General features: G+C 67.7%; 20 protein-coding genes. 12 read left to right on the forward strand and 8 right to left on the reverse strand.

What is annotated here, in order from left to right; translation table 11 throughout:
- Positions 1–87 precede the first annotated feature (87 nt).
- The 3 genes from rsmA to IG171_RS02680 are packed head-to-tail and all read left to right on the forward strand — an operon-like array spanning position 88 to position 2,713.
- Entirely contained in the window at positions 88–1,011 is a 924-nt protein-coding gene (rsmA, locus tag IG171_RS02670) for a 16S rRNA (adenine(1518)-N(6)/adenine(1519)-N(6))-dimethyltransferase RsmA (RefSeq protein ID WP_249203994.1), read from the forward strand.
- Positions 1,008–1,958 carry a 4-(cytidine 5'-diphospho)-2-C-methyl-D-erythritol kinase gene (locus IG171_RS02675; protein WP_212129699.1) on the forward strand — a complete coding sequence of 317 codons (951 nt, stop codon included), beginning with the start codon at positions 1,008–1,010 and terminating at the stop codon, positions 1,956–1,958. Before rsmA ends, IG171_RS02675 begins: the two co-directional genes overlap by 4 nt.
- On the forward strand, positions 1,958–2,713 hold the full coding sequence (locus tag IG171_RS02680) for an FCD domain-containing protein (RefSeq protein ID WP_249203995.1): 756 nt from the start codon (positions 1,958–1,960) through the stop codon (positions 2,711–2,713). Before IG171_RS02675 ends, IG171_RS02680 begins: the two co-directional genes overlap by 1 nt.
- Positions 2,714–2,816: 103 nt before the next feature.
- On the opposite strand, the gene IG171_RS02685 is transcribed toward IG171_RS02680, so the two are convergent.
- Together IG171_RS02685 and IG171_RS02690 are read right to left on the reverse strand one after the other, a co-directional pair.
- Positions 2,817–4,220, reverse strand: a complete 1,404-nt coding sequence (locus tag IG171_RS02685; protein ID WP_212129700.1) for a GntP family permease — start codon at positions 4,218–4,220, stop codon at positions 2,817–2,819.
- Between the two features lie 91 nt (positions 4,221–4,311).
- A complete protein-coding gene (locus IG171_RS02690) occupies positions 4,312–4,824 on the reverse strand; it encodes a gluconokinase (RefSeq protein ID WP_212129701.1) in 513 nt (170 codons plus the stop codon).
- Positions 4,825–4,948: 124 nt separating this feature from the next.
- Here IG171_RS02690 and IG171_RS02695 point away from each other — a divergent pair, with 124 nt between their 5' ends.
- Positions 4,949–6,532: an NADP-dependent decarboxylating phosphogluconate dehydrogenase gene (locus IG171_RS02695; protein WP_212129702.1), complete on the forward strand. Its 1,584-nt coding sequence runs from the start codon at positions 4,949–4,951 to the stop codon at positions 6,530–6,532.
- A gap of 77 nt (positions 6,533–6,609) precedes the next feature.
- The gene (locus IG171_RS02700; RefSeq protein WP_212129703.1) at positions 6,610–7,752 is read left to right on the forward strand and encodes an alanine--glyoxylate aminotransferase family protein; all 1,143 of its coding nucleotides are present in this window, start codon (positions 6,610–6,612) and stop codon (positions 7,750–7,752) included.
- A 535-nt stretch (positions 7,753–8,287) separates the two neighbouring features.
- Here the strand turns inward: IG171_RS02700 and IG171_RS02705 are convergent.
- From IG171_RS02705 to IG171_RS02720, 4 genes are all read right to left on the reverse strand, one after another.
- On the reverse strand, positions 8,288–9,337 hold the full coding sequence (locus tag IG171_RS02705; RefSeq protein WP_212129706.1) for a homocysteine S-methyltransferase family protein: 1,050 nt from the start codon (positions 9,335–9,337) through the stop codon (positions 8,288–8,290).
- 262 nt (positions 9,338–9,599) lie between these two features.
- Positions 9,600–11,015 carry an acyltransferase family protein gene (locus tag IG171_RS02710; RefSeq protein ID WP_212129708.1) on the reverse strand — a complete coding sequence of 472 codons (1,416 nt, stop codon included), beginning with the start codon at positions 11,013–11,015 and terminating at the stop codon, positions 9,600–9,602.
- Positions 11,016–11,079: 64 nt separating this feature from the next.
- Entirely contained in the window at positions 11,080–11,430 is a 351-nt protein-coding gene (locus tag IG171_RS02715; RefSeq protein ID WP_212129710.1) for a TraR/DksA C4-type zinc finger protein, read from the reverse strand.
- 1 nt (position 11,431) lies between these two features.
- Positions 11,432–13,300 (reverse strand): ABC-F family ATP-binding cassette domain-containing protein, encoded by a 1,869-nt coding sequence (locus IG171_RS02720; protein ID WP_212129712.1) that lies wholly within the window; start codon positions 13,298–13,300, stop codon positions 11,432–11,434.
- A 373-nt stretch (positions 13,301–13,673) separates the two neighbouring features.
- Between IG171_RS02720 and IG171_RS02725 the strand changes: the two genes are divergently transcribed.
- From IG171_RS02725 to deoC, 7 genes are all read left to right on the forward strand, one after another.
- A complete protein-coding gene (locus tag IG171_RS02725) occupies positions 13,674–14,741 on the forward strand; it encodes a BMP family ABC transporter substrate-binding protein (protein WP_249203996.1) in 1,068 nt (355 codons plus the stop codon).
- A 73-nt stretch (positions 14,742–14,814) separates the two neighbouring features.
- On the forward strand, positions 14,815–16,437 hold the full coding sequence (locus IG171_RS02730) for an ABC transporter ATP-binding protein (RefSeq protein WP_212129716.1): 1,623 nt from the start codon (positions 14,815–14,817) through the stop codon (positions 16,435–16,437).
- Entirely contained in the window at positions 16,434–17,666 is a 1,233-nt protein-coding gene (locus tag IG171_RS02735) for an ABC transporter permease (protein ID WP_212129717.1), read from the forward strand. The genes IG171_RS02730 and IG171_RS02735 overlap by 4 nt, the downstream gene beginning before the upstream one ends.
- Position 17,667: 1 nt before the next feature.
- Positions 17,668–18,951 carry an ABC transporter permease gene (locus tag IG171_RS02740; protein WP_212129718.1) on the forward strand — a complete coding sequence of 428 codons (1,284 nt, stop codon included), beginning with the start codon at positions 17,668–17,670 and terminating at the stop codon, positions 18,949–18,951.
- A gap of 72 nt (positions 18,952–19,023) precedes the next feature.
- Positions 19,024–19,515 (forward strand): cytidine deaminase, encoded by a 492-nt coding sequence (locus IG171_RS02745; protein ID WP_212129719.1) that lies wholly within the window; start codon positions 19,024–19,026, stop codon positions 19,513–19,515.
- A gap of 84 nt (positions 19,516–19,599) precedes the next feature.
- Positions 19,600–20,889 (forward strand): thymidine phosphorylase, encoded by a 1,290-nt coding sequence (locus IG171_RS02750; RefSeq protein WP_212129720.1) that lies wholly within the window; start codon positions 19,600–19,602, stop codon positions 20,887–20,889.
- A 36-nt stretch (positions 20,890–20,925) separates the two neighbouring features.
- Complete coding sequence (gene deoC / locus IG171_RS02755) at positions 20,926–21,579, forward strand: deoxyribose-phosphate aldolase (RefSeq protein WP_212129721.1); 654 nt, start codon at positions 20,926–20,928, stop codon at positions 21,577–21,579.
- A gap of 162 nt (positions 21,580–21,741) precedes the next feature.
- On the opposite strand, the gene IG171_RS02760 is transcribed toward deoC, so the two are convergent.
- Positions 21,742–23,583, reverse strand: a complete 1,842-nt coding sequence (locus IG171_RS02760) for a phospho-sugar mutase (RefSeq protein ID WP_212129722.1) — start codon at positions 23,581–23,583, stop codon at positions 21,742–21,744.
- A gap of 11 nt (positions 23,584–23,594) precedes the next feature.
- Complete coding sequence (locus tag IG171_RS02765; protein WP_212129724.1) at positions 23,595–24,404, reverse strand: purine-nucleoside phosphorylase; 810 nt, start codon at positions 24,402–24,404, stop codon at positions 23,595–23,597.
- Between the last annotated feature and the right edge of the window lie 17 nt (positions 24,405–24,421).

A 24,421-nucleotide genomic window follows, 5' to 3' on the forward strand; every position in this document is an offset into this window, starting at 1 on the left:
GCGCACAGGCGGATGTGTCCGGGCATGAGCCGCCGGCACGTGTGTTCTGTGGTTGAGCCCGTCAATCAGTGCTGTAAGTTGTTGGCTGTGACGTTATTGACCGCCCGCGACATACGCGAGATAGCCGCTGACATCGGTCTGCGCCCGACGAAGCAGAAGGGGCAGAACTTCGTCATCGACCCCAATACCGTGCGCTCGATCGTCACCGCCGCCGGCCTCGAGGACGCCGCGAACGTCGTCGAGATCGGCCCCGGGCTGGGCTCGCTCACCCTCGGTCTGCTCGAGGCCGGGCACTGTGTCACGGCCGTCGAGATCGACGAGCTCCTCGCCGCCCGACTGCCGCACACCGTGGAGAGGTTCGCCGGCACCGAGGCGGCCGACCGTGACCCCGAGACCGGCACCGAGGCGGCCGATCGGGCCGACCGCACCGCCCGGTTCTCGCTCGTGGGTGCCGATGCCCTCAAGGTCACCGAACTGCCCGCACCGGTCTCGGGCGGCGAAGCGAACCGGCCCGATGCGCTCGTGGCGAACCTTCCCTACAACGTGGCCGTGCCCGTGCTGCTGCACTTCCTCGAGACCTTCCCGAGCCTGAAGACGGTGCTCGTCATGGTCCAGCTCGAGGTCGCCGACAGGCTGGCCGCCGCGCCCGGGTCCCGCACCTACGGGGTGCCCAGCGTCAAGGCCCAATGGTACGGAGATGTGCGCCTGGCCGGACGGATCGGCAAGAACGTGTTCTGGCCGGCCCCGAACATCGACTCCGGACTCGTCCGCATCGACGTCACCCGCACCGACCGCGATCCCGTCCAGCGTCGCCGTCTGTTCTCCCTCGTCGATGCGGCCTTCGCCCAGCGCCGCAAGACCCTGCGCGCGGCCCTGTCCGGATGGGCCGGTTCCGCCCAGCGGGCCGAAGAGCTGCTGCTGGCCGCCGGCCTCGACCCGAAGGTTCGCGGTGAGGCCCTCACGGTCGCCGACTTCGAACGCTTGGCCGACGTCGAGGGGTCCCGGCCATGACCAGCCCGCTGCGCACCGATTCGACGACCCGGGCCCCGGTGAAGGTGCAGGCGCCGGGCAAGATCAACATCCACCTCGGCGTGGGTGGGGCGAACGATGAGGGCTATCACGAACTCGCGACCGTGTTCCAGGCGCTCAACCTCGGCGAGACGCTGACCCTCGTCCCCGGCGGGACCGGGTCGATCATCGTCCAGGGCCGCTACGGGGACTCCGCGGTCCCGGCCGATGCAACGAACCTCGCGCGCCGGGCCGTCGACGTCCTCATCGCCGCACTCGAGGTCGACCGAGACGTCGACGTGCTGCGCGATATCGACATCGTCATCGACAAACAGGTGCCCGTGGCCGGAGGAATGGGCGGGGGATCGGCCGATGCCGCCGCCGCGCTCGTCGGGGCCGCCCACCTCGTCGGGGGAGTGGCCGAGGACGTCCTTCACGACTGCGCGGTCGCCGTCGGCGCCGATGTCGCCTTCCTCCTGCACGGGGGCACGGCCATCGGCCGCGGCCGCGGGGAGAAGCTCAGTCCCGTGCTCACCCGCGGAACCTTCCACTGGGTGATGGCCACCTCGGCCCGCCAGCTGCCGACCCGCGACGTCTACGCCCGCTTCGACGAACTCCACCCCGCCCCGGGCCCGGCCGAGGTCCCCGACCAGGTGCTCAAGGCGCTGGCGGCCGGGGACCCGGACACGCTCGCGGAATCCGCGAGCAACTACCTCACCGAAGCGGCCGTGTCGTTCCTGCCCGAGATCGCCGAGGTGATGGAGGCCGGGCGCGCCGCCGGTGCCCTGCTGCCGCTGCTGTCCGGTTCGGGACCGACGATCGGGTTCCTCGCCCGCGACGCCCACCACGCCCTCGACCTGGCCGTGCTGCTGCAGGCCACGCGCGGAGTCAACGAGGCCCTGCGGGCGACCGGGCCCGCACCCGGAGCGCACGTGGTGGACAGTCGCTGATGTCGGATCAGTCCATGGCGGGTCGGAGCGAGGACCCGACGAACCGCAGCAACCTCCATGAGCGCCTGCGCGACCGGATCGGTCAGGACATCGTTGCCGGCCGACTGGCCCCCGGCACGATCATCAAGGCCGAGGAGCTGAGGACCCGGTACGACGTGTCCCTGTCGGTCGTGCGGGAAGTCGTGCGGGTGATCGAATCGCTGGGCATGCTCCGCCCGATCCGGCGGGTCGGGCTGGTCGTGCTCGCCATGGACGAATGGACGCTGCTCGACCCGCTCGTCATCCGCTGGCGGATGACCGAAGCCCCGGCCCGGCAGCTGCGCTCGCTGACCGAACTGCGCGTGGCCATCGAACCCGAGGCTGCCGGGCTGGCGGCACAGCACGCCCCCGCCGAGGCGGCCGAGGAGATCATGGGACTGGCCGCCCGGATGCGCTCGAGCGGAAGGAAGGGCGACGTCGAAGCCTTCCTCACCGCCGATGTCGCCTTCCACCGGGCGGTGCTCGGCGCCGGCGGCAACGAACTCTTCGCCGCCTTCGACATGGTCATCGGTGAGATCCTCTCGGGCCGCACCGGTGCCGGTCTGATGCCGCAGTTCCCGCACCCCGATGCCCTCCAGTGGCACTTCGACGTCGCCGATGCCATCGGCGGCCAGGACCCCGACCGGGCGAAGGAGGCGATGTTCAAGATCGTCGCGAAGACCGATGAGGAGATGGGCGGCGTCTGGGCCGATGAGCCCCGACACCCGGGGCACTGAGAGCCCGGCTATAGGGTCCGGTCGGGCGGGTTGGCTCACGCGAGCTCGGTCACGCGGGTCGACTCACGCGGGCCCGGCCACGTGGGCCCGGTCAGGCGGGCCCTCAGAACAGACTGACGAGACCGTAGAGGACCAGGCTGAGGCCGAAGCCGACGAGTCCGAGCAGCGTCTGGCCGAGCGTCCAGGTCTTCAGCGTCGTCTTCGTGTCCATACCGAAGAAGCGCGAGACCAACCAGAATCCCGAATCGTTGACGTGACTGGCGAAGACCGAGCCGGCGGCCAGCGAGAGCACGATGGCGACGACCTGCAGGCTCGAGAAGTCCGGATTGCCGACGACGATCGGCTGGATCAGCGCGGCCGCGGTGGTCAGCGCCACGGTCGCAGAACCCTGGGCGATGCGCACGATGGCGGCGATGACGAACCCGGCGACGATGACCGGCAGACCCAGGGCAGCAAGCGAATCGGCGAGCGAATCGCCGATGCCGCTGGCGCGCAGAACGCCTCCGAACATGCCGCCGGCCCCGGTGATGAGGATGATCGAGCAGACCGGTCCCAGGGCGGAGTCGACGACGTTCTCGACCATCGCCCGACCTTTCTGCTGCCGCCAGCCGAGCAGCCACATGGCGATGACGACGGTGATGAGCAGCGCGATCGGGGTCTCGCCCAGCAGCCGCAGGGACGCGACGGGAATCGATTCGGGATCGACCCAGCCGGCCTCTCCGGCGAAGTTGAGGCCGGTGTTGGCGAAGATGAGCACGAGCGGCAGGATGAGGAGGAAGACGACCTGGGACAGCTTCGGGCGGGAGGCGAACTCGGCGAACTCGTCGCCCTTGCCCCCGGAGAGGACATCGGGGACGGAGACCTCGATGCGCTTTCCGATGAAGAGACCGAACAGGTAGCCGGTGAGGTACCAGGCGGGGATGGCGATGATGAGGCCGCAGACGAGCACGAGCCCGACGTTCGCACCGAGCAGCCCGGAGGCGGCCACCGGACCCGGATGCGGAGGCACGAAGATGTGCATCGCGGAGAACGCCATCGCCGCCGGCATGGCGTAGAGGAGCAGAGAACCGCCGAGGCGGCGCGCGATGGTGAAGATGATCGGCAGCATGACGACGAGTCCGGCGTCGAAGAAGATCGGGAAGCCGAAGAGCAGAGAGGTCACGCCGAGCGCCAGCGGTGCCCGTTTCTCACCGAAGGCGCGGATCAGAGCGTCGGTGAGCACCTCGGCGCCGCCGGAGAGCTCGAGCATGCGTCCGAGCATCGCACCGAGTCCCACGAGCAGGGCCACGCTGGCCAGGGTGGATCCGAAGCCGTCGAAGAGGACATCGATGAGGTCGGACGGCAGGACGCCCGAGGCCAGTGCGGTGGCCACACTGACGATGGTGAGGGCGATGAAGGCGTGCACTCGGGCGCGGATGATGAGCACGAGCAGCAGGGCGATGGCCGCTGCGGCCAGCCCGAGCAGCGCCGGCGAGGACAGGTTCCAGGCCAGTTCGATATCGGTCATTGTTCCTCTTCCTTGAGGTCAGATCGTGGCAGGCACGGATGGACGGTCGGTCAGGGGACGGAGTCGGTCGGTCGGGGTCTGAAGCGGCCGGTCAGGATCGGAGCCGGGCGATAGATTCGAGGATGGCCTCGAGGACCTCGGGGATCGGGTGGTCGACGGCGACGGTGGCGTGGGCCTCCTCGGCGGTCAGCGGTTCCAGGGTGGCCAGCTGGGAGTCCAGCAGGGCCGGGGACATGAATTCGTGGTCGCGATGGGCCAGGTGGCCGGCGATGACCTCACGCGGAGCGTCGAGGTGGATGAAGACGAGTTCGGGCGCCGACTTCCGCAGCAGATCGCGGTAGGAGCGCTTGAGCGCCGAGCAGGCGATGACCGGGGCAGGTGCGCGTGCTGCCTCGGCGGCGACGCTGTCGAGCCACGGTGCCCGATCCTCATCGGTGAGCGGGATACCCGAGCGCATCTTCGACTTGTTCGCCGCGGGGTGGAGGTCGTCGGCGTCGACGAAGCGGCGGTCGAGAGCCTGTGCCACCTGCGCGCCGAGGACGGTCTTGCCGGTTCCCGAGACACCCATGATGACCAGTGGTGGAAGCGGAGGGGGTTGACCCATATCCGAAACCTCTCGATAAATTATGAAGAGATATCTACAATCAGTTATTAAAACAGATTTATTGCACCGTAGTGCTGGTGATGAGTGACTGTCAACATCGCCGTCGCCGGGGAGGGGAACGCAGATGGAAGCCGATGTCGCTGTGATCGGGACCGGTGTGATGGGGTCGAATCTGGCCCGCAACTTCGCGAGGCAGCCCGGGCGTCGCGTCGCGATCTATGACCGCGATGTCACTCGTGCCCGGAAGCTGGCCGAGGACTTCCCGGATGCCGAATTCATCGTCGTCTCCGACCCGTCGGACCTGGCCGACAGGCTCGCCGGGCCGCGTGTGGCCATCCTCATGGTCAATGCCGGGCCCGCCACGGACTCGGCGATCGCCGACCTCGCCGAGGTGTTCGCGCCCGGTGACATCATCGTTGACGGCGGCAACTCGCATTTTCAGGACACCATCGCCCGCGGCAGGCGGCTGGCCGCTACGGGCATCGAGTTCTGCGGCGTCGGCATCTCCGGGGGAGAGGCCGGTGCCCTGCACGGCGCCTCGCTCATGGTCGGCGGAACGTCTGCTGCCTGGCAGCGTCTGCGCCCGCTGCTCGAACCGGTCGCGGCCCGAGCCGAGGGAATGGCGCCCGCGGACGACCCTGCGACCGCGCACGACGCTGCGCCGGCCTCCTATCCCTGCGTCGGACACATCGGGGAGGACGGGGCCGGGCACTTCGTCAAGATGGTCCACAACGGCATCGAGTACGCCGATATGCAGCTCATCGCCGAAGCGTTCACACTCCTGCGCGACGGACTCGGGATGCCACCGCGCGAGATCGCCGAGGTGTTCGCCGAATGGAACGACGGGGAGCTCGAGTCCTACCTCGTCGAGATCACTGCGGAGGTGCTCGCCCACGTCGATGAGACGACCGGTCGGGCATTCGTCGACATCGTCGCCGACAGTGCGCAGGCGAAGGGCACGGGCGCCTGGACGGCACAGTCGGGACTGGGACTCGGGGTTCCCATGCCGACCATCGCCGAGGCGGTGTTCTCCCGCTCGCTGTCCGCGGCGGCCGATCTGCGCGCCGAAGGGCTCGGCCTTGACGGGCCGGTGCCGTCCACTCCGCCCGGTGGTGCAGCCGCCGCCGGGGATGCAGCCGCCGCCCGGGATGCAGCCGCCGCCGGGAACGCAGCGTCGGCCGCCGAGGAGAGCGCACCCTCATCTCCGGGCGGGGACGAACGCCGGGACCGCATCGACGAGGTGCGGCGGGCGCTGCTGCTGGGCAAGGTGATGGCCTATGTGCAGGGATTCCACGAGATCTCGGTCGCGGCACGCGAGTACGGCTGGGAGATCGACCTCGGCGGCCTCGCCTCGATCTGGAGGGCCGGGTGCATCATCCGCGCGCGTCTGCTCGACCGTGTCATCGAGGCCTTCGACACAGAGTCTGCGCCGCCGACCCTGCTCGCCGACGCCTATGTCCGCGATGTCGCCGGGCGCTGCCAGGCCGCCCTGCGGTCGACCGTGATGCTGGCGATCGAGAAGGGCATCGCCGTGCCCGGTCTGGCCTCGACCCTGTCCTACTACGACGGGCTGCGCGCCTCGGCGGGCAGCGCCGCGCTCATCCAGGCCCAGCGAGACCGCTTCGGCTCCCACACCTATGAGCGCACCGACAGAAAGGGCACATTCCACACTCTGTGGTCCACCGATCGCAGCGAGATCGAGCTCTGAGCGGCCCGGCCGGTCAGAACGGTCTCACTGCGCGAGGGTGGTGGCCCGAACAGAGCACTTGTGGCTATGTTAGAGCCATGACTTTGCCACACGAAGATGTTGATCCCGACGGCCTGCTCGAATACTCGGTGGTCTTCACCGATCGATCGCTGAACCACATGTCGAAGAAGTTCGTGTCCGTGATGCAGGACATCAACCGCATCCTGCGCTCGGCCTACGACGCCGAGGCCGCCGCCATCGTCCCCGGCGGCGGCAGCTATGCGATGGAGTCCGTGGCCCGCCAGATCGCCACCGGCAAGAAGGTGCTCATCGTGCGCAACGGTCTGTTCTCCTTCCGCTGGTCGCAGATCCTCGACGCCGGCGACATCGCCGCCGAGACGACCGTGCTCCAGGCTTCCGCGGACTCGGACGTGCACCAGTCCACATGGTCGCCGGCCCCCATCACCGAGGTGGTCGCCGCCATCGAGCGCGAGAAGCCCGATGTCGTTTTCGCTCCTCACGTCGAGACCGCCTCGGGCATGCTGCTGCCCGATGACTATGTCAAGGCCGTGTCCGAGGCCGTGCACGCCGTCGGCGGACTCTTCGTCCTCGACTGCATCGCCTCGGGTGCGGTGTGGGCGTCGATGACCGACCTCGGCGTCGACATCCTCATCAGCGCTCCGCAGAAGGGCTGGAGCGGATCGCCGTGCGCCGGCTACGTCATGCTGGGCCAGGCCGCACGCAAGGCTGTCGAGGGCTCGACCTCCTCGAGCTTCTCCATGGATCTGAAGAAGTGGCTGTCCATCGCCGACGAGTACGAGGCCGGACGTTCGCCCTACCACGCGACGATGCCCACCGATGCCCTCACGCACAATGTCGAACTCATGCGCGAGACGGAGGAGCGCGGGTACGACAAGCTCGAATCGGCTCAGAAGGAGCTCGGCGAGCGGGTGCGGGCTGTCTTCGCCGAACGCGGACTGCCCTCGGTGGCCTCGCCCGAATTCGCCTCACCCAGCGTGGTCGTCGTCCACACTGACAACCCGCAGCTGGCCAACGGAGCGAGCTTCAAGGAAGCCGGGGTGCAGATCGCGGCTGGAGTTCCCCTGCAGTGCGGCGAACCCGAGGACTTCTCGACGTTCCGCATCGGGCTGTTCGGCCTCGACAAGCTCGGCGACATCGATGGCACGATCGCTCGCCTCGAGTCCGCCCTCAACTCGATCGGCGTGACCGCCCAGGCCTGAGCGAGGCGCCGTCTCGATCGGGCCCAGGCTTGATCGGGCCCGGTCCGATTGGGCTCACGCTTGATCGAAGCCTGTCTCGATAGGGCCCACGCTTGATCGAAGTCCGTCTTGATCGGGCCCACCCTTGATCGAGGTGACGGCCGCACCAGCGAGCCGCCGCACCACGACCATTCAGCGCCATAGCCCCCGTCGCAACGAGGGGTTATGGCGCTGAATGTATGCGGTGGCACTGCCGGTGCAGGCCAACACCACCGGTGAGGGATGCTCGGAGAGGCTTGCTCGGCCGCAATGAGTTGAGCCACACGCGCAGCAGGATTCAGCCACGCGCACCTGCGTTCCGCCACGCTCGGTGCGTCGGCTCGATTCTCCGGCAAGTATTCGTAGAGATCTTCGTGGGAAATCTACGATTGTCTACCGGAGAATCCTGTGTGGCCAGGCTTCGGCACCGGCCACGCTTCGCTGCCGGACAGTCGCGCCGCCGGACACCCCGCCGCCGGGCTTCCTCGTCGGGCAGGGCCCGCCTCTGCGCTCGGTCTCAGGCGGTGTCGCCGAGGGCGACGACATTGTCGGCCAGCCGCTCGTTGTCTCCGTACATGAAGTGGTTGGCCATGTTCTCCGAGAACCGGCTGGCGTCCGTGACCAGGCCGACGGCCTCGGCGACCTCGCGGATGTGCATGGGCGTCGCTCCGCAGCAGACGCCGATGTAGTTGACGCCCAGATCGTAGGCTTCCTTGGCGAACGCGCCGATCTCGTAGCGGTTGGCCTGCAGCGGGTCGAGAGCTGTGGGGAATGTCCGGCCGTGCGGGCAGGCCACCTCGGCGCCTGGATCCGAGAGATTGAAGAAGGTCGGCTCCTCCGGGGTCGTGCGGTAGGGGATGGGCAGGGCACCGACATGACAGGACACGGCCGCGCGGATCTCCTTGAGCCACGGCAGCATCGTCGCCGGTCCGCGGAAGCAGTTGAGGCCGACGACATCGACGCCGAGCTGTTCGAGTCGCTGAGCGGTTTCGACGATCCCGACGCCGTCGGCCATCTCCTGGAAGGCCATGGGGGCGAGGGTGAGGACGACGGGCAGGCCGCTGGCCTTGGCGATCTCGGCGGCGGCGATGGCCTCGCCGGCGAAGTAGAAGGTCTCGCCGATGATGAGGTCGGCGCCTTCCTCGACGGCCCAGCCGACCATTTCGGAGAACATGGCACGGACCTCGTTCTGCTTGCCTTCGTCGGCGGGATCCCAGATGTTCGAGTTCGAGATGTTGCCGGCCATGAAGTTGCCGGGCTTGGCGTCGGCGACGGACCGGGCGATCTGCAGGGCTGAGCGATTGAGGGGTTCGAGCAGATCCTCCTTGCCGATGACGCGCATCTTCTCGCGGTGCCCGTTGTACGTGAAGGCTTCGACGATGTCCGAGCCGGCGCGCTGGAAGTCGACGTGGAGGGACCGCAGGGCATCGGGGAATTCGAGAGCCACCTCGGGCACGAATTCACCGGCGGTGAGATACCCGCGCTTCTCGAGTTCGAAGAGGAAGCCTTCGGCGCAGATCACCGGCCCGGCGTCGAGGCGTTGGGTCAATGCGTTGGTCGCGGTCATGGGTGCTCTCCGATTCGGTGGTGGGGGATCGTCCATGTCCGGGTATCGGCCCGAACTTCAGGTATCAAACCACGATCGGTGAAGCGACGGGCGTCACAATGACATATTCCGTTGTCAGGATCCCCGTCGAGGCGGCCGGAACGCTCAGGAACCCCGCCGAGGCGGCCGGAACGCTCAGGACCCCGCCGAGGCGACCGGAACGCCCAGGAACCCCGCCGAGGCGACCGGAACGGTCGCAATCCCCGCGAGGCGAGACGGCCGGTCAGCGGTCCTCCTCGTCCGGGGGCGTGCTGAGGTAGACCGGGAGGCGACGGTAGCGATCGGAGCGCTCGCCGAGGTGGGGCGTGGCGGAGTGCTTCGCAGCGTTGCGGGTCTCGGGCTGGGGTGTTCCCTGCGCGGTCGGCTGTGCGGAGCCGGCGGGCACTTCCTGGGTGCTCCCGTACGCGGCGTTCTGCGGAACCTCGTGCGAACCCGGAAGCGGGTAGTGCTCGAACGGAGCCGGATGCGCCAAATCGTGCGCAGCCGGGTGGGCGTCCTCCCCGTGCCGGTCGCCGGAGCCATCGACGTCGCCGGGACCCTCGGGGCCGTCGATGCCGCCGAGGCCGCCGAGACCACCGGAGGCAGCAGGCGCGTCGGGACCATCCTGACTGTCGGCCGGACTCGAGGCGGCCCAGCGAGTCCGCGACCACAGGGCTGAGAACGGTTTGAGGATGAGCCTCGAAGCGGTCGAAGCATACCACCGCAGAGCCCGTTCGAACGGAGTCCAGGACAGCACACCCGTCCAGACCACGGCCAGAGCCAGGCAGATGAGGAAGACGATGGCGTCGGGCAGGACGTCGCGGCTGCCGTCGAGGACGGGCTGGAGGCCGCGGACGACGAAGCCGTGGAGAACGTAGATCGCCAGACTGTGCTTGCCGATTTTGGCGATGAGCCCGTTGCGGTCGGTCAGCCACGACAGCAGCGCCAGGGTCATGAGCACGGCGGCGATGTCCATGATCAGGCGCAGGCCGACCCCTTCGGGGATGCTGACATGGAAGTGCGCGAAGTTGAGGCTGCCGTAGAGCCAGTGGTGGTCGACCTGGTCGACGTAGAAGTAGCCGACGGTGGCCAGGGCGGCGAAGCTGAGACCGAGCTTCTGCCAGATCGCGAGGCTGCCGGCCCAGTCGATGATCTGTTTGCCGTAGAGCTTGCCGATGACGAAGAAGGGCCAGAACGCCATTGTGCGGGCCGCCGACAGCTCGGTGTCGAGGATCGGCAGGACACCGCCGAAGAGGCCCACACCCAGGGAGGCGACGAGCATCGTGCGCGGGAAGCGCTCGATGAAGGGGACCGTGATCATCCACCAGGCCATGGACAGCAGGAACCACGAATACCAGAACGGGGTGAGGAAGCTGTAGTCGGGGTCGAGGCCGAACGCCCACATCCACACCCACATCAGCGGCAGCACCGCCGCAAGCAGGACGAGGAAGTTCAGGACTCTCTCCGGCAGCCGGTTGGACTTGGCCGTGATGCCTGCCAAGAAGACGAAGGCAGGCATGTGGAACGAGTAGATGAGGTACATCGGCGCGCCCAGGACGGGTGATTCCCAGGGCGAAGTCCTCGCCATCAGGTGGCCGAGGACAACCGCGAAGATGAGGATCCCTTTGGCACGGTCGAGGCGATAGTCACGGGCAGACACGCAGATACGTTACCGCATTCGCCCCGCTGACCGTAAAGTTCTGCCGGGCTCAGGGCCGCCGAGTTCAGGCCCGAGCGGCGCAGTCGACGCACCGCGCCGCATAGGGCCGGATCTCCAGTCGGGCCTCCGCGATGGGTGTGCCGCAGTCGACGCAGATCCCGAACTCGCCGTTGTCGAGCCTGGTCACCGCGTCGGCGATGTCCTGCAGCCGGGCACGTGACTGGTCGAGCAGAGTCGCGGCCTGGGAGCGTTCGAAGGCCAGGGTCGCGCCTTCCGGGTCATGCTCGTCATCGCTGTTGTCGCCTTCGCGGGCGGCCGAGACCTCGTCGATGCCGTTGGACAGCGAGGCGATGAGTCGCTGCGCATCCTCCCGCTCGGCGGCCAGCAGCTGACGCATCCGATCCTCATCGACCATTTCAGGCCTCCAGCGCTTCGGTGGCCTCGAGCCAGCGCATCTCGAGTTCGTCGAGTTCGTCCTTGAGTCCGTTCAGTGCGCCCGTGAGTTCGGCCAGGCCCTCGAAGTCCGTCTGGTCGTGGGCGGCCATCTCCTCGTGCTTGTCGGCGATCTGCGAATTCAGCTTGTCCATTCGCCGTTCGATCGAGGCCAGTTCCTTCTTCGTCGCTCGTGCCTGAGCACCGGTGAGCTTCGGCCCCGATGCCCCATTCGCCGAGGCGGCTCCACCGTTGTCGGCACCATCCGGGGCGGTGCCGGCCGAGGCGGCCCCGCTCGAGCCTGCCCCACCCGAGGCGGTGCCACCGGCACCGTGCGAGGACCTGCGCTTCTGTTCGGCCCGCAGCCGCAGGTACTCATCGACTCCGCCGGGGACGTGGCGGAGTCCGTGGTCGAGGATCGCGTACTGCTGATCGGTGACGCGTTCGAGCAGGTAGCGGTCGTGGGAGACGACGATGAGCGTGCCCGGCCAGGAGTCGAGCAGGTCCTCCATCGCCGTGAGCATGTCCGAGTCGACGTCGTTGGTCGGTTCGTCGAGGATGATGACATTGGGTTCGGACATGAGCAGCAGCAGGAGCTGCAGGCGACGCTTCTGCCCACCGGAGAGGTCCTTGACCCGAGCCGACAGGTGCTCCTTGGCGAAGCCGAGTCTTTCGAGCAGCTGTGCGGGGGTGTAGTCCTTGCCCTCGATGGTGAACGAGGTCTTGGACTCGGCGAGGACTTCGCGCACCCGCGAGTCACTGATGCGCGCGAGGTCCTTGAACTGCTGATCCAAGACGCCGATCTCGACGGTCTTGCCGTGGTTGACCCGGCCGGAGTCGGGTTCGATCTCACCGGAGACGAGGCCGAGCAGCGTCGACTTGCCGGCACCGTTGGGGCCGAGGATCCCCGTCCGCTCACCGGGACCGATGCGCCAGGTGACGTCGGTGAGGATAGGTTGGCCGTCGTAGGCTTTGGACACATCGAGGACGTCGACGACGTCTTTGCCCAGGCGGGCGGTGGCCATCTTCTTCAGTTCGATCGGGTTGCGCACCTCGGGCACATCGGCGATGAGCTGATTGGCCGCCTCGACGCGGAACTTCGGCTTCGACGTCCGTGCCGGAGCCCCGCGGCGCAGCCACGCGAGTTCCTTGCGCATGAGATTCTGCCGCTTGGCCTCGGTGGCGGCGGCGATCCGGTCGCGTTCGACGCGCTGGAGGACATAGGCCGCATAGCCGCCTTCGAAGGGCTCGACGACGCGGTCGTGGACCTCCCAGGTCCTCGTGCACACTTCGTCGAGGAACCAGCGATCGTGGGTGACCAGCAGCAGGGCGCCGGAGTTCTTCGGCCACCGATTGCGCATGTGCTCGGCCAGCCAGGCGATGCCGTCGACGTCGAGATGGTTCGTCGGCTCGTCGAGGATGAGCATGTCCCAGTCGCCGACGAGCAGCGCGGCCAGGGCCACTCGGCGGCGCTGGCCTCCCGAGAGGCTGGAGATCGGGGCCTGCCAGTCGAGGTCGGCGATGAGTCCGGAGATGACGTCGCGGGCACGGGGGTCGGAGGCCCACTCGTGATCGGCGGCGTCGCCGACCACGGAGAAGCCGACCGTCGCATCGTCGTCGAGGTCGTCGCTCTGATCGAGCATGCCCAGGCGCAGTCCGCCACGGTAGGTCACGCGGCCGGAGTCCGGTTCGATGGTGCCGGCGAGCATGCCGAGCAGGCTCGACTTCCCGTCGCCGTTGCGGCCGACGATGCCGATCATGTCACCGGTCTCGACTCCGAGGGTGACCGAGTCGAAGACGACGCGAGTGGGGTATTCGAGGTGAAGGGCTTCGGCCCCGAGCAGATGTGCCATAACACCGCCCAGCCTAGTTCACCGCACGGGGTCCGATGCGCATCCGGTGCCCGAGCGGACGGACCGACCAGTCGGACCGACCAGCCGAGCCGACCGGCCGGGCGGTGTGGGATGTGAACCGTTTCGGCGTCTCAGACTCGGGCCGGCCTCAGTTCGCGATTCGGACCGATCGGGCCTGTGCGTGACGGATTGTTTCGTTTTCATATCGGTGTCCGCGATTGAGATGCTAGCTCGACGTCCGAGAAGCCCGGAGTGCATTAGACTGACTGAAACTCACCAAAATATGACAGATCGTCCAGTGGTTTCACATCTTCGGCAGGGCCAAACAGGGGCCTCGCTCGTGTCCGCTGTCTGTAACAAGAAAAGGGAAAACGTGAAGAAGCTCGCTTCAGCGGTGTCGATGATCGCCGCATCAGCCCTCGTGCTCTCGGCCTGCGGCTCGGGTGAAGGCGGAGACTCCGGCGAAGACTACCTCGCCTGCATGGTCTCGGACTCCGGCGGCTGGGACGACCAGTCCTTCAACCAGTCCGGTCGTGAAGGCATGACCGCGGCGAAGAAGAACCTCGGCGTCGAGGAGCAGCTCGCCGAATCGCAGGGCGATGCCGACTTCGGCCCGAACGTCGACAATATGGTCCAGCAGGGATGCAACCTCACCTTCGGCGTCGGGTTCCTCCTCGAGGACACGATCCAGGAAGCCGCCGAGGCGAACCCCGACCTCAACTTCGCCCTCATCGACTCGACCTTCTCCGATGCTGACGGCAATCCCGTGACCATCGACAACGCCAAGCCGGTCGTCTTCAACACCGCCGAGGCCGCCTACCTCGCCGGCTATGTGGCAGCGGCGACGACGGACTCCGGCAAGGTCGGAACCTTCGGCGGCATTCAGATTCCGTCGGTGACGATCTTCATGGACGGATTCGCCGACGGTGTGGACAAGTTCAACGAGGACAACGATGAAGACGTCAAGCTGCTCGGCTGGAACAAGGACAAGCAGGACGGATCGTTCTCCGGCGACTTCGAGAACCAGGGCCAGGGACAGGAGCTGACCAAGCAGCTGATCTCACAGGGCGCAGACATCATCATGCCCGTTGCCGGGCCCGTGGGCCTCGGTGCGGCCGCGGCGGCGAAGGAAGCCGAGGACGTCAAGCTCGTCTGGGTCGACTCCGACGGCTACGAGTCGACCGAGTACGGCGACATCATCCTCACCTCGGTGGTCAAGCAGATCGCGAACGCGGTCGAGGACACCGTCGAGGAGGGCATGAACGACGAGTTCACGTCCGAACCCTATGTCGGCACGCTCGAGAACGAGGGCGTCGGGCTCGCTCCGTACCACGACTTCGACGACGAAGTCCCCGACGAGGTCAAGGACAAGGTCGATGAGCTCAAGCAGCAGATCATCGACGGCAGCCTGACCGTCGAGTCCGAGAGCACGCCCAAATAAGCGCATAGGTCAAACTGCAGGGCCGAGTCCTTCGGCCCTGCAGTTTTCGAGTTCGTGAGGAGAACCGGGAGCAGTGAAACTCGAGCTTCGCGGGATGACCAAGGTGTTCGGGTCGTTCGTGGCCAACGACCGCATCGATCTCACCATCGAACCGGGTGAGATCCACGCCTTGCTCGGTGAGAACGGTGCCGGCAAGTCCACCATGATGAACGTCCTCTACGGACTCTATGACGCCGACGGGGGAGAGATCCTCATCGACGACGAACCGGTGACGTTCTCCGGCCCCGGCGACGCCGTGGCCGCCGGCATCGGAATGGTCCACCAGCACTTCATGCTCGTGCCCGTGTTCACCGTCGCCGAATCCGTGGCACTGGGCTACGAACCGACGAAGAGCCTCGGGCTGCTCGACCTCGCCGAGGCGCGGAAGAAGGTCATCGAGATCTCCTCGCGCTTCAACTTCCATCTCGATCCCGATGCGCTCATCGAGGACCTGCCCGTCGGCGCGCAGCAGCGCGTCGAGATCATCAAAGCCCTGTCCCGCGACGCGAAGATCCTCATCCTCGACGAGCCCACTGCCGTGCTCACCCCGCAGGAGACCGATGAGCTGATCGCGATCATGCGTCAGCTCAAGGAACAGGGCACCTCGATCGTGTTCATCACCCACAAACTGCGCGAGGTCCGGGCGATCGCCGACTCGATCACCGTCATCCGTCGCGGAAGGATCGTCGGCGAGGCCTCCCCGGACTCGACCGAGGCCGAGCTGGCCAGCCAGATGGTCGGACGGGCCGTGTCCCTGACGACGGACAAGGACGAAGCCGATCCCGGCGAGGCGAGCTTCCACGTCCGGAATCTCACCGTCGTCGACAAGGCCGAGAACGTCGTCGTCGATGATGTGTCCTTCGACGTTCGTCGCGGCGAGATCCTCGCCGTCGCCGGTGTCCAGGGCAATGGGCAGACGGAACTGGCCGAGACCATCATCGGGCTGACCCAGCCGCGGGTGGGCACCATCACCCTCGACGGGAAGGACCTCGCGGGGGAGTCGGTGAAGACCCGCCTCGGCGCGGGCATCGGATTCGTGCCCGAGGACCGGTCGACCGACGGCATCATCGCCGAGTTCTCGATCCGAGAGAATATGATCCTCGACGTCTACGACCGTGAGCCCTATGCCAAGGGGCTCAACCTCAGACCGAAGGTCATCACGGAAGAGGCCAAACGCAAGGAAGAGGAATTCGACATCCGCCTCGGCAGTGTCGCCGATCCGATCTCCACCCTGTCCGGCGGCAACCAGCAGAAGGTGGTGCTGTCGAGGGAGCTGGGTCGTCAGCTGCGGCTGTTCATCGCCAGCCAGCCCACCCGCGGCCTCGACGTCGGATCGATCGAATTCGTGCACAAGCGCGTCATCGCCGAGCGCGACTCCGGAACCCCGTGTCTGATCGTCTCGACCGAACTCGACGAGGTCTACGGCCTTGCCGACCGCATCGCGGTGATGTACTCCGGCCGCATCGTCGGCATCGTCGGCCCCGACACCTCGCGGGAGGCCCTGGGACTGATGATGGCCGGTGTCCCCGCCGACGAAGCGCTGGCCGCGACCGCCGATCCGAGCTCGGCGACGGATGCGAGCTCGGCCGCGGAACCCGTCTCGCCGGAGCCTGCCGATGACAACTCAGCCACCCCCTCGGCGGAGGAGACCGAATGACGACTGACATCTCACCGGCGGCACCATCACCGGCACCGCCACCGGACACCGAGACCCAGGACGGCCGGCAGCAGAACCTGCTGCAGGAGATCCTGTCCGGTTCCTGGTTGGTCTCCCCGCTGGCGATCGTGCTCGCCATGCTCCTCGGCGGTGTGCTCATCGCCGTGTCCAACGCCGAGGTCGTCGCCGCGGCGGAGAACTTCTTCGCCGCCCCCGGAGAGTTCTTCTCCACCCTGTTCTCCACCGTCGGCAATGCGTATTCGGCCCTGTTCCGCGGCGCCGTCTTCGACTGGGATGCGCGCACGGCCGAGCGGGCGATCCGTCCGCTGACCGAATCGATGGTCTCGGGCACTCCGCTCATCCTCACCGGCCTCGGCATCGCCCTGGCCTTCCGCTGCGGTCTGTTCAACATCGGCGGTCAGGGGCAGGTCATCCTCGGCGCGACGCTGGCCGGTTTCCTCGGCTATGCGCTGGATCTGCCCCCGTTCGTCCACATGCTCATCGCCGTCATCGGCGGCATCATCGGCGGAGCGGTCTGGGCCGGCATCGCCGGTGTCCTCAAGGCGCGCACGGGGGCCAACGAGGTGATCGTGACGATCATGCTCAACTCGATCGCCGGGTATGCGCTGGGATATCTGCTCAAACAGAACTGGTTCACCCACACCACCTCGGCGAATCCGCAGTCGCGGGTGGTCGACGATTCCGCGCAGATGTTCCTGCTCCTGCCGGCTCCGTTCCGTCTCCATGTCGGTTTCGTCCTCGCCGTCCTCGCCACCATCTTCGTGTGGTGGCTGCTGGACCGCTCGACGATCGGGTTCGAGTTCAAGGCCGTCGGCGCGAACCCGCACGCGGCACGCACCGCCGGCATCTCCGTGTCGAAGGTGACGATCCTGGTCATGATCGTCGCCGGTGCGCTGGCCGGCCTCGGCGGCGCCGCACAGGTGCTCGGCACTGAATTCAAACTCACCGGAGGCATCAGCGGTTCGATCGGCTTCGACGCGATCACCGTGGCTCTGCTGGGACGGTCGAAACCGCTGGGCACTTTCCTCGCCGGCCTGCTCTTCGGTGCGTTCAAGGCCGGCGGTTACCTCATGCAGTCACAGACCGGAACACCGATCGACATCGTGCTCGTCGTCCAGTCCGTGATCGTGCTGCTCATCGCGGCCCCACCCCTGGTGAGGTCGATCTTCCGGTTGCCCACGCCGGTGCTCAAGCGGAAGGAGGACTGAGATGACCGCTCAGACCGTGGACACCACACCCTCGACTCCCGTCAGGGCTGTGGCCCCGATCGCCTGGAAGTACCCGATCGTCTACTCGATTCTGGCCCTGGTCTCCCTCGTCTTCTTCGGCCTCATCGGCCGTGACGGGGAGACGACGTTCCGGGTCGCCACCGAGGGAGACTTCTTCGCCATCCCCGACCTCGTCGTGTCCTCGACCGTCGCCGGACTGATCCTGGGCATCCTGCTCGTGATCATGGCCGTCGTGTCGGTCTTCGCGGCGGTCAGGCGAATCAGTCTCGGCTCCTGGTTCCCGATGCTCTTCGGCGTACTGTTCGTCGTCTCCTTCCTCGCCTGGGCCGGCGGCGGGTCCGGCGGCGTGATCCCGATGACGACCCTGCTGGCCGGGGCCCTGGCCCTGTCCGTGCCGCTGATCTTCGGCGCAATGTGCGGCCTCGTCGGCGAACGCTCGGGCATCATCAACATCGCCATCGAAGGACAGCTGCTGGCCGGGGCATTCCTCGCCGCCGTCGTCGCCTCGGTGGTGAAGAACCCCTACGCGGGTCTGCTCGCCGCCCCGATCGCCGGTGCGCTCGTCGCCGTGATCCTCACCCTCTTCGCGGTCAAGTACTGGGTCAACCAGATCATCATCGGCGTCGTCCTCAACGTCCTTGTCGTCGGTGTCACGAGCTTCCTCTACTCGACGGTGCTGACCGAGGACCCGGGACTGTGGAACGCCCGCCAGAAGCTGCCCGACCTGGCCGTGCCGCTGCTGTCGGACATTCCGGTGCTCGGGCGCGTGCTGTTCGACCAGAACATCCTCGTCTACATCATGTACGTCGTCGTCATCGCCCTCCAGATCTTCGTCTTCCGCTCGAAGTGGGGGCTGCGGATGCGCGCCGTCGGCGAGCATCCGAAGGCCGCCGACACCGTCGGCATCAAGGTCAACCTCACTCGCGTGCGCAATACGCTGCTGGCCGGCGCCATCGCCGGACTCGGCGGAGCCTTCTTCACCGTCGGTTCGGGACTGGCCTTCGGCAAGGAGATGTCGGCTGGCCAGGGCTACATCGCCCTGGCCGCGATGATCCTGGGCAAGTGGAACCCGAAGGGCGCCCTGCTGGCGGCCCTGCTGTTCGGATTCTCCAAGAGCCTCGGCAACACTCTGCAGTCCATCGGCACCCCCGTGGCCAATGAGCTGCTGCTCATGCTTCCCTACATCGTCACGGTCTTCGCCGTCGCCGGATTCGTCGGTCGGGTCCGCCCGCCCGCGGCCGAAGGCGTCCCCTACGTCAAGTGACCACGCCTGATGCGACATGACACCACCCCCTCGTGAACCGAACAGTCACACTCCGAAGGAAGAGGTATCCCCATGACTGTCCCCGAACCGAACACCTCCGAACACGCCTGGAGCGAGGAACCGACCCCGGTCTGCCCCGATGACCTCAGCGAGGGCACCTGGGGGCTGCTGCGGGAGGAGGCGAGAAGAGCGATGACGAAAGCCTATGTGCCCTACTCGTCCTATCCCGTGGGAGCGGCCGGTCTGGTCGACGACGGTCGCATCGTCGGCGGCTGCAATATCGAGAACGCCTCATTCGGCGTCACCCTCTGTGCCGAATGCTCGCTGGTCTCCGACCTGTTCATGTCCGGCGGCGGCCGCCTGGTGGCCTTCGACTGCGTGGACGGGGACGGCAATACGCTCGTTCCCTGCGGTCGGTGCCGGCAGCTGCTGTTCGAACACGGCGGCGACGACCTCATCCTCAACATGCCCGGCGGACGGTCCCCGATGTCCGTGGTCCTGCCCGAGGCGTTCGGACCCGACCACCTCAGCCAGGCCCGGGACGCACACAGCGCCAAACACTGAAGGACCCACCGCCGAGGCGGCCGTCCCACTTCGACCGCCACCGGCGGGGCGGGGCCCGTACACGATCGACGAAGGATTGAGACAGTGACAGTAGAGGCATTCGACGCGGTTGACGTCATCGCCGCCAAACGCGACGGCCGGGCTCTGAGCAAGGAGCAGATCGACTGGGTGATCGACGCCTACACCCGCGGTGTCGTCGCCGAGGAGCAGATGGCCGCACTGGCCATGGCGATCTTCATCAACGACATGGAGGCGTCCGAGATCGCCGACTGGACGCAGGCGATGATCGCCTCCGGCGAGCGGATGGACTTCTCGTCACTGTCCCGGCCCACCTCGGACAAGCATTCGACCGGGGGAGTCGGGGACAAGATCACCCTGCCCCTGGCCCCGCTGGTCGCGGTCTTCGACGTCGCCGTCCCGCAGCTGTCCGGCCGCGGGCTCGGCCACACCGGGGGCACGCTCGACAAGCTCGAGTCCATCCCCGGTTGGCGGGCGGGTCTGAGCAATGCGGAGATCCTCGGCCAGCTCGAGGACATCGGGGCCGTCATCTGCGCCGCCGGATCCGGTCTGGCCCCGGCGGACAAGAAGCTCTACGCCCTGCGCGACATCACCTCCACCGTCGACTGCATCCCGCTCATCGCCTCGTCGATCATGTCGAAGAAGATCGCCGAGGGCACCTCCGGCCTCGTCCTCGACGTCAAGGTCGGTTCCGGGGCGTTCATGAAGGACCTCGACAAGGCCGGCCAGCTGGCCCGGACCATGGTCGATCTGGGCAAGTCCGCCGGGGTGAAGACCTCGGCGCTGCTGACCGACATGTCCACACCGCTGGGTCTGACGGTCGGCAACGCCCTCGAGGTGCGCGAATCCGTCGAGGTGCTCGCCGGAGGCGGACCCGCCGATGTCGTCGACCTCACGGTGGCCCTGGCCGAGGAGATGCTGCGCCTGGCCGGCCGCACCGATGTCGACGTGCGTGCGGCCCTGTCCGATGGGCGGGCGATGGACAAATGGAACCAGATGATCCGCGCCCAGAACGGCGACCCGGCCGCGGCGCTGGCGGTGGCCGAGCACACCGAGGTCGTCACCGCCTCCGAGACCGGTCTGCTGACGAAGATGGACGCGCTGAGCATCGGAGTGGCGTCCTGGCGGCTCGGCGCCGGCCGGGCCCGCAAGGAGGACCCGGTGCAGGACGTCGCCGGCATCGAACTCCACGCCAAACCGGGTGAGCACGTCACCGCCGGGCAGCCGCTGATGACCCTGCACACGGCGACCCCGGAGCGCTTCGCGCGCGCCGTCGAATCCCTCGAGACGGCGGTGGAGATCGGCGGGGACGCCGCCTCGGTGCCGGAGTCGATCGTGTTCGACAAGATCACCTGAGACCATGACCACCACACCAACCACATGGGAGGAACCATGACCAGCCGAACCGATGTCGCCGCGATCATCGACCACACCCTGCTCAAGCCCGAGGCCACACCGGCCGATGTCGCCGCGCTCGTCGCCGAGGCCAAGGACCTCGGCGTGCTCGCGATCTGCGTGTCCCCGTCGATGCTGCCGATCGCCGATCCGGGAGAGCTCGTCGTCGCGACCGTCGTCGGATTCCCGTCCGGCCAGGTCAAGCCCGAGATCAAGGCCGCCGAGGCGAAGCGGGCCGTGGCCGACGGGGCCGCCGAGGTCGACATGGTCATCAACATCGGATCTGCCGTCGCCGGTGACTTCGACGCCGTCGAAGCCGATATCCGCGGAGTCGTCGAGGCCAGCGGCAGGTCTCTGGTCAAGGTCATCATCGAATCGGCCGCCCTGACCGATGAGCAGATCGGCGAGGTGTGCCGGCGCGCCGAGACCGCCGGTGCCGGTTTCGTCAAGACCTCCACCGGGTTCCACCCGGCCGGCGGGGCCAGCTCCCATGCGGTCGCCCTCATGCGGGAGACGGTCGGCGATCGCCTCGGCGTCAAGGCCTCGGGTGGGATCCGCACCGTCGAGGCGGCCGAAGAGATGATCGCCGCCGGCGCCTCACGCCTCGGCCTGTCCGGCTCGAAGGGGATCCTCGAGGCCCTGGGCGACTGAGCCTTTCCACCTGCGCCTCCGGGCCTGAACTGTCGGGTGCGCGCTTCCGTGTCGGCGCCTTTCCACCTGCGTTCCCGCGTCGTTCAAGGCGCAGCGCGGATGTGGAATGTTCAACGTTTGCCTACCTGCGCTGCGCCTTGATCGGGGCCGTCGACGCTCCTCTCACAGTCCGAAGAAGTCCTTGAGTTCGGTGCTGATCGAGGTCAGACGTTCGCGCAGTGCGGGTTGGAGGGAGGCACTGGCCGAGGTCTTCGGCAGTCGCACTCCGGCATTGGCCGCGGCCCGGGCGTCGGCCTCGGCCGCCGCCTCGAGTTCGGAGGGTTCGGCGACGACCTCGAGGTAGCACTTGAGCTTCGGTTCCGTGCCGGAGGGGCGGACGATGACCCGCGTACCCGACTCGGACAGCAGCAGGATCCCGTCGGTCGGCGGCAGTCCCTGGTATCCGCCCGAGAGGTCGTGGATCTCGGCGACGGGGGATCCGGCCAGCGCCGTCGGCGGACTCTGCCGCAGCTTGGCCATGGCCGTGGCGATGAGCGAGACGTCGTCGAGGCGGAAGCTCAGCGGAGCGGTGGCGAAGAAGCCGTCGCGCCTGCGGATCCGATCGAGTTCGGCCTCGATGCCCGATCCCTCCGCCTTGAGCCTCGAGGCCAGGGCCGCGAAGGTGACAGCCGCGGAGATCCCGTCCTTGTCGCGCACCGCGGCCGGGTCGACGCAGTAGCCCAGTGCCTCCTCGTAGCCGAAGGCGAGGCCGGCGACGCGGGAGATCCACTTGAAACCGGTGAGCGTGTTCACCGCCGCGAAGCCGTGGCTGCCGACTGCTGCGGCCAGCCCGCGCGAGGACACGATCGAGTTCGCGAACACCGGTGTGACCGAACCCGAGCCGCCGGCCTGCGCAGCATGGTGCGTGCCGGCGGCCAGACGGGTCGCGGCGTCCTCGCCGAGGAGGAGGCCCACCTCGTCGCCGGACAGCTGCCGGTACCCGGTCGCCGTCGAGGCGTCAGGGATCGCGGCGGAGAACCGGTCGGCATCGGGGTCGTTGGCGATGACGAGTTCGGCACCGACCTCCCGGGCCAGCTCATAGGAGGCGTCGAGGGCCCCGGCCTCCTCCGGGTTCGGGAAGGTCACGGTCGGGAAGTCGGGGTCCGGCGCCTGCTGCGAGGCCACCGGGTGGACCGTGTCGAAGCCGGTGCGGGCCAGGGCCGCCTCGGCGACCGAGGCACCGACACCGTGGAGGGAGGTGAGCACGATCGACAGCTCGGACTCCGCCCGCACCCCCAGCGCGTCGATGCGGTCGAGGTAGGTCTCGACGATTCCCTCGTCGAGGTGCTCCCACCCGGACTCGGCACGCGGGACGGACGCGACCGATTCGACCGCGGCGATCTTCTCGGCGATGAGGGCATCGGCGGGGCTGACGATCTGGGACCCGGCCCCCGCCTCGGCGGCTGTGGGATCGGATTCGATGGCCAGCAGCGGACGCTGACCCAGGTAGACCTTGTAGCCGTTGTCGGCGGGCGGATTGTGGCTGGCCGTGACCATGACCCCGGCATCGGCGCCCAGGTGGGACAGAGCGAAGGCGAGCAGCGGGGTGGGCAGCTGTTCGGGCAGCTGGATGGCCGTGCCCCCGGCTGCGGTGATCACAGCGGCGGTATCACGCGCGAACTCCGAAGACTTATAACGGGCGTCGCAGCCGATGACGACGCGGAAGCCCTCACCGACGGTCTCGGCGAGGAACGCGGCCAGCCCGGCGGCGGCACGGATGACCACGGCCCGGTTCATCCGGTTCGGTCCCGCGGCGATCTCACCGCGCAGACCGGCCGTGCCGAAGACCAAGGGGCCTGCGAACCGATCCTCGAGGTCGGCGACGGCCGCCTCGTCGCCGGTCTCGGCCTGGGTGAGGATGTGCTCCAGAGTCGTCGCCGTCTGCGGATCCGGGTCATCGGCGATCCAGGCGCGGACCACCTCGGCGTCGAATCCGGTGGTGAAGCGATCGGCTACGCGGGTCATGGCGTCCTTCCTCAGAGCTTCGCGACGATATCGGCCAGCAGCTGCGAGATGCGGGGAGCGGCGGCGGCTCCGGCCTCGATGACTTCGGCGTGGGACAGCGGGGTCTCCTGGATGCCGGCGGCGAGGTTGGTCACCAATGAGATGCCCATGAGCTCGAGACCGGCCTGACGTGCGGCGATGGCCTCGAGCGTGGTGGACATGCCGACGAGGTCGGCCCCGAGGATCCCGGCCATGCGCACCTCGGCGGGGGTTTCGTAGTGGGGGCCGCGGAACTGGGCGTACACGCCCTCGTCGAGGCTCGGATCGATGTCCTTGGCGATGGCCCGCATGCGCGGGGAGTAGAGGTCGGTGAGGTCGACGAAGTTCGCGCCCTCGATGGGGGAGGTGCCGGTGAGGTTGATGTGATCGGAGATGAGCACCGGGGTCCCGGCCGCCCAGTTGCGGTTGAGTCCGCCGCAGCCGTTGGTGAGCACGAGGGACGAGCAGCCGGCCGCGGCCGCGGTGCGCACACCGTGGGCAACGGCGCGCACTCCTTTGCCCTCGTAGTAGTGGGTGCGCGATCCCAGCACGAGCGCGTGCTTGCCGCTGGCCGCGATGCGCACGGTGCGCAGGGTGGCGCCGTGGCCCTCGACGGCCGGGGCGTGGAAGCCGGGAACCTCGGCCGCCGGCACTTCGCTGATCGTCTCGCCGAGGAGGTCGGCGGCTCCGCCCCATCCGGAGCCGAGGACGAGCGCGATGTCGTGGGAGTCGATGCCCGCCGCGGAGTTGATGGTCGTGGCCGCGGCGCGGGCGGCGGCGGTAGGATCGCTTAAGTCAGTCATGACGCCAAGATTATCAA

The sequence above is a fragment of the Brevibacterium sp. SMBL_HHYL_HB1 genome, assembly GCF_018208375.1.
GTDB lineage: Bacteria > Actinomycetota > Actinomycetes > Actinomycetales > Brevibacteriaceae > Brevibacterium > Brevibacterium intestinavium.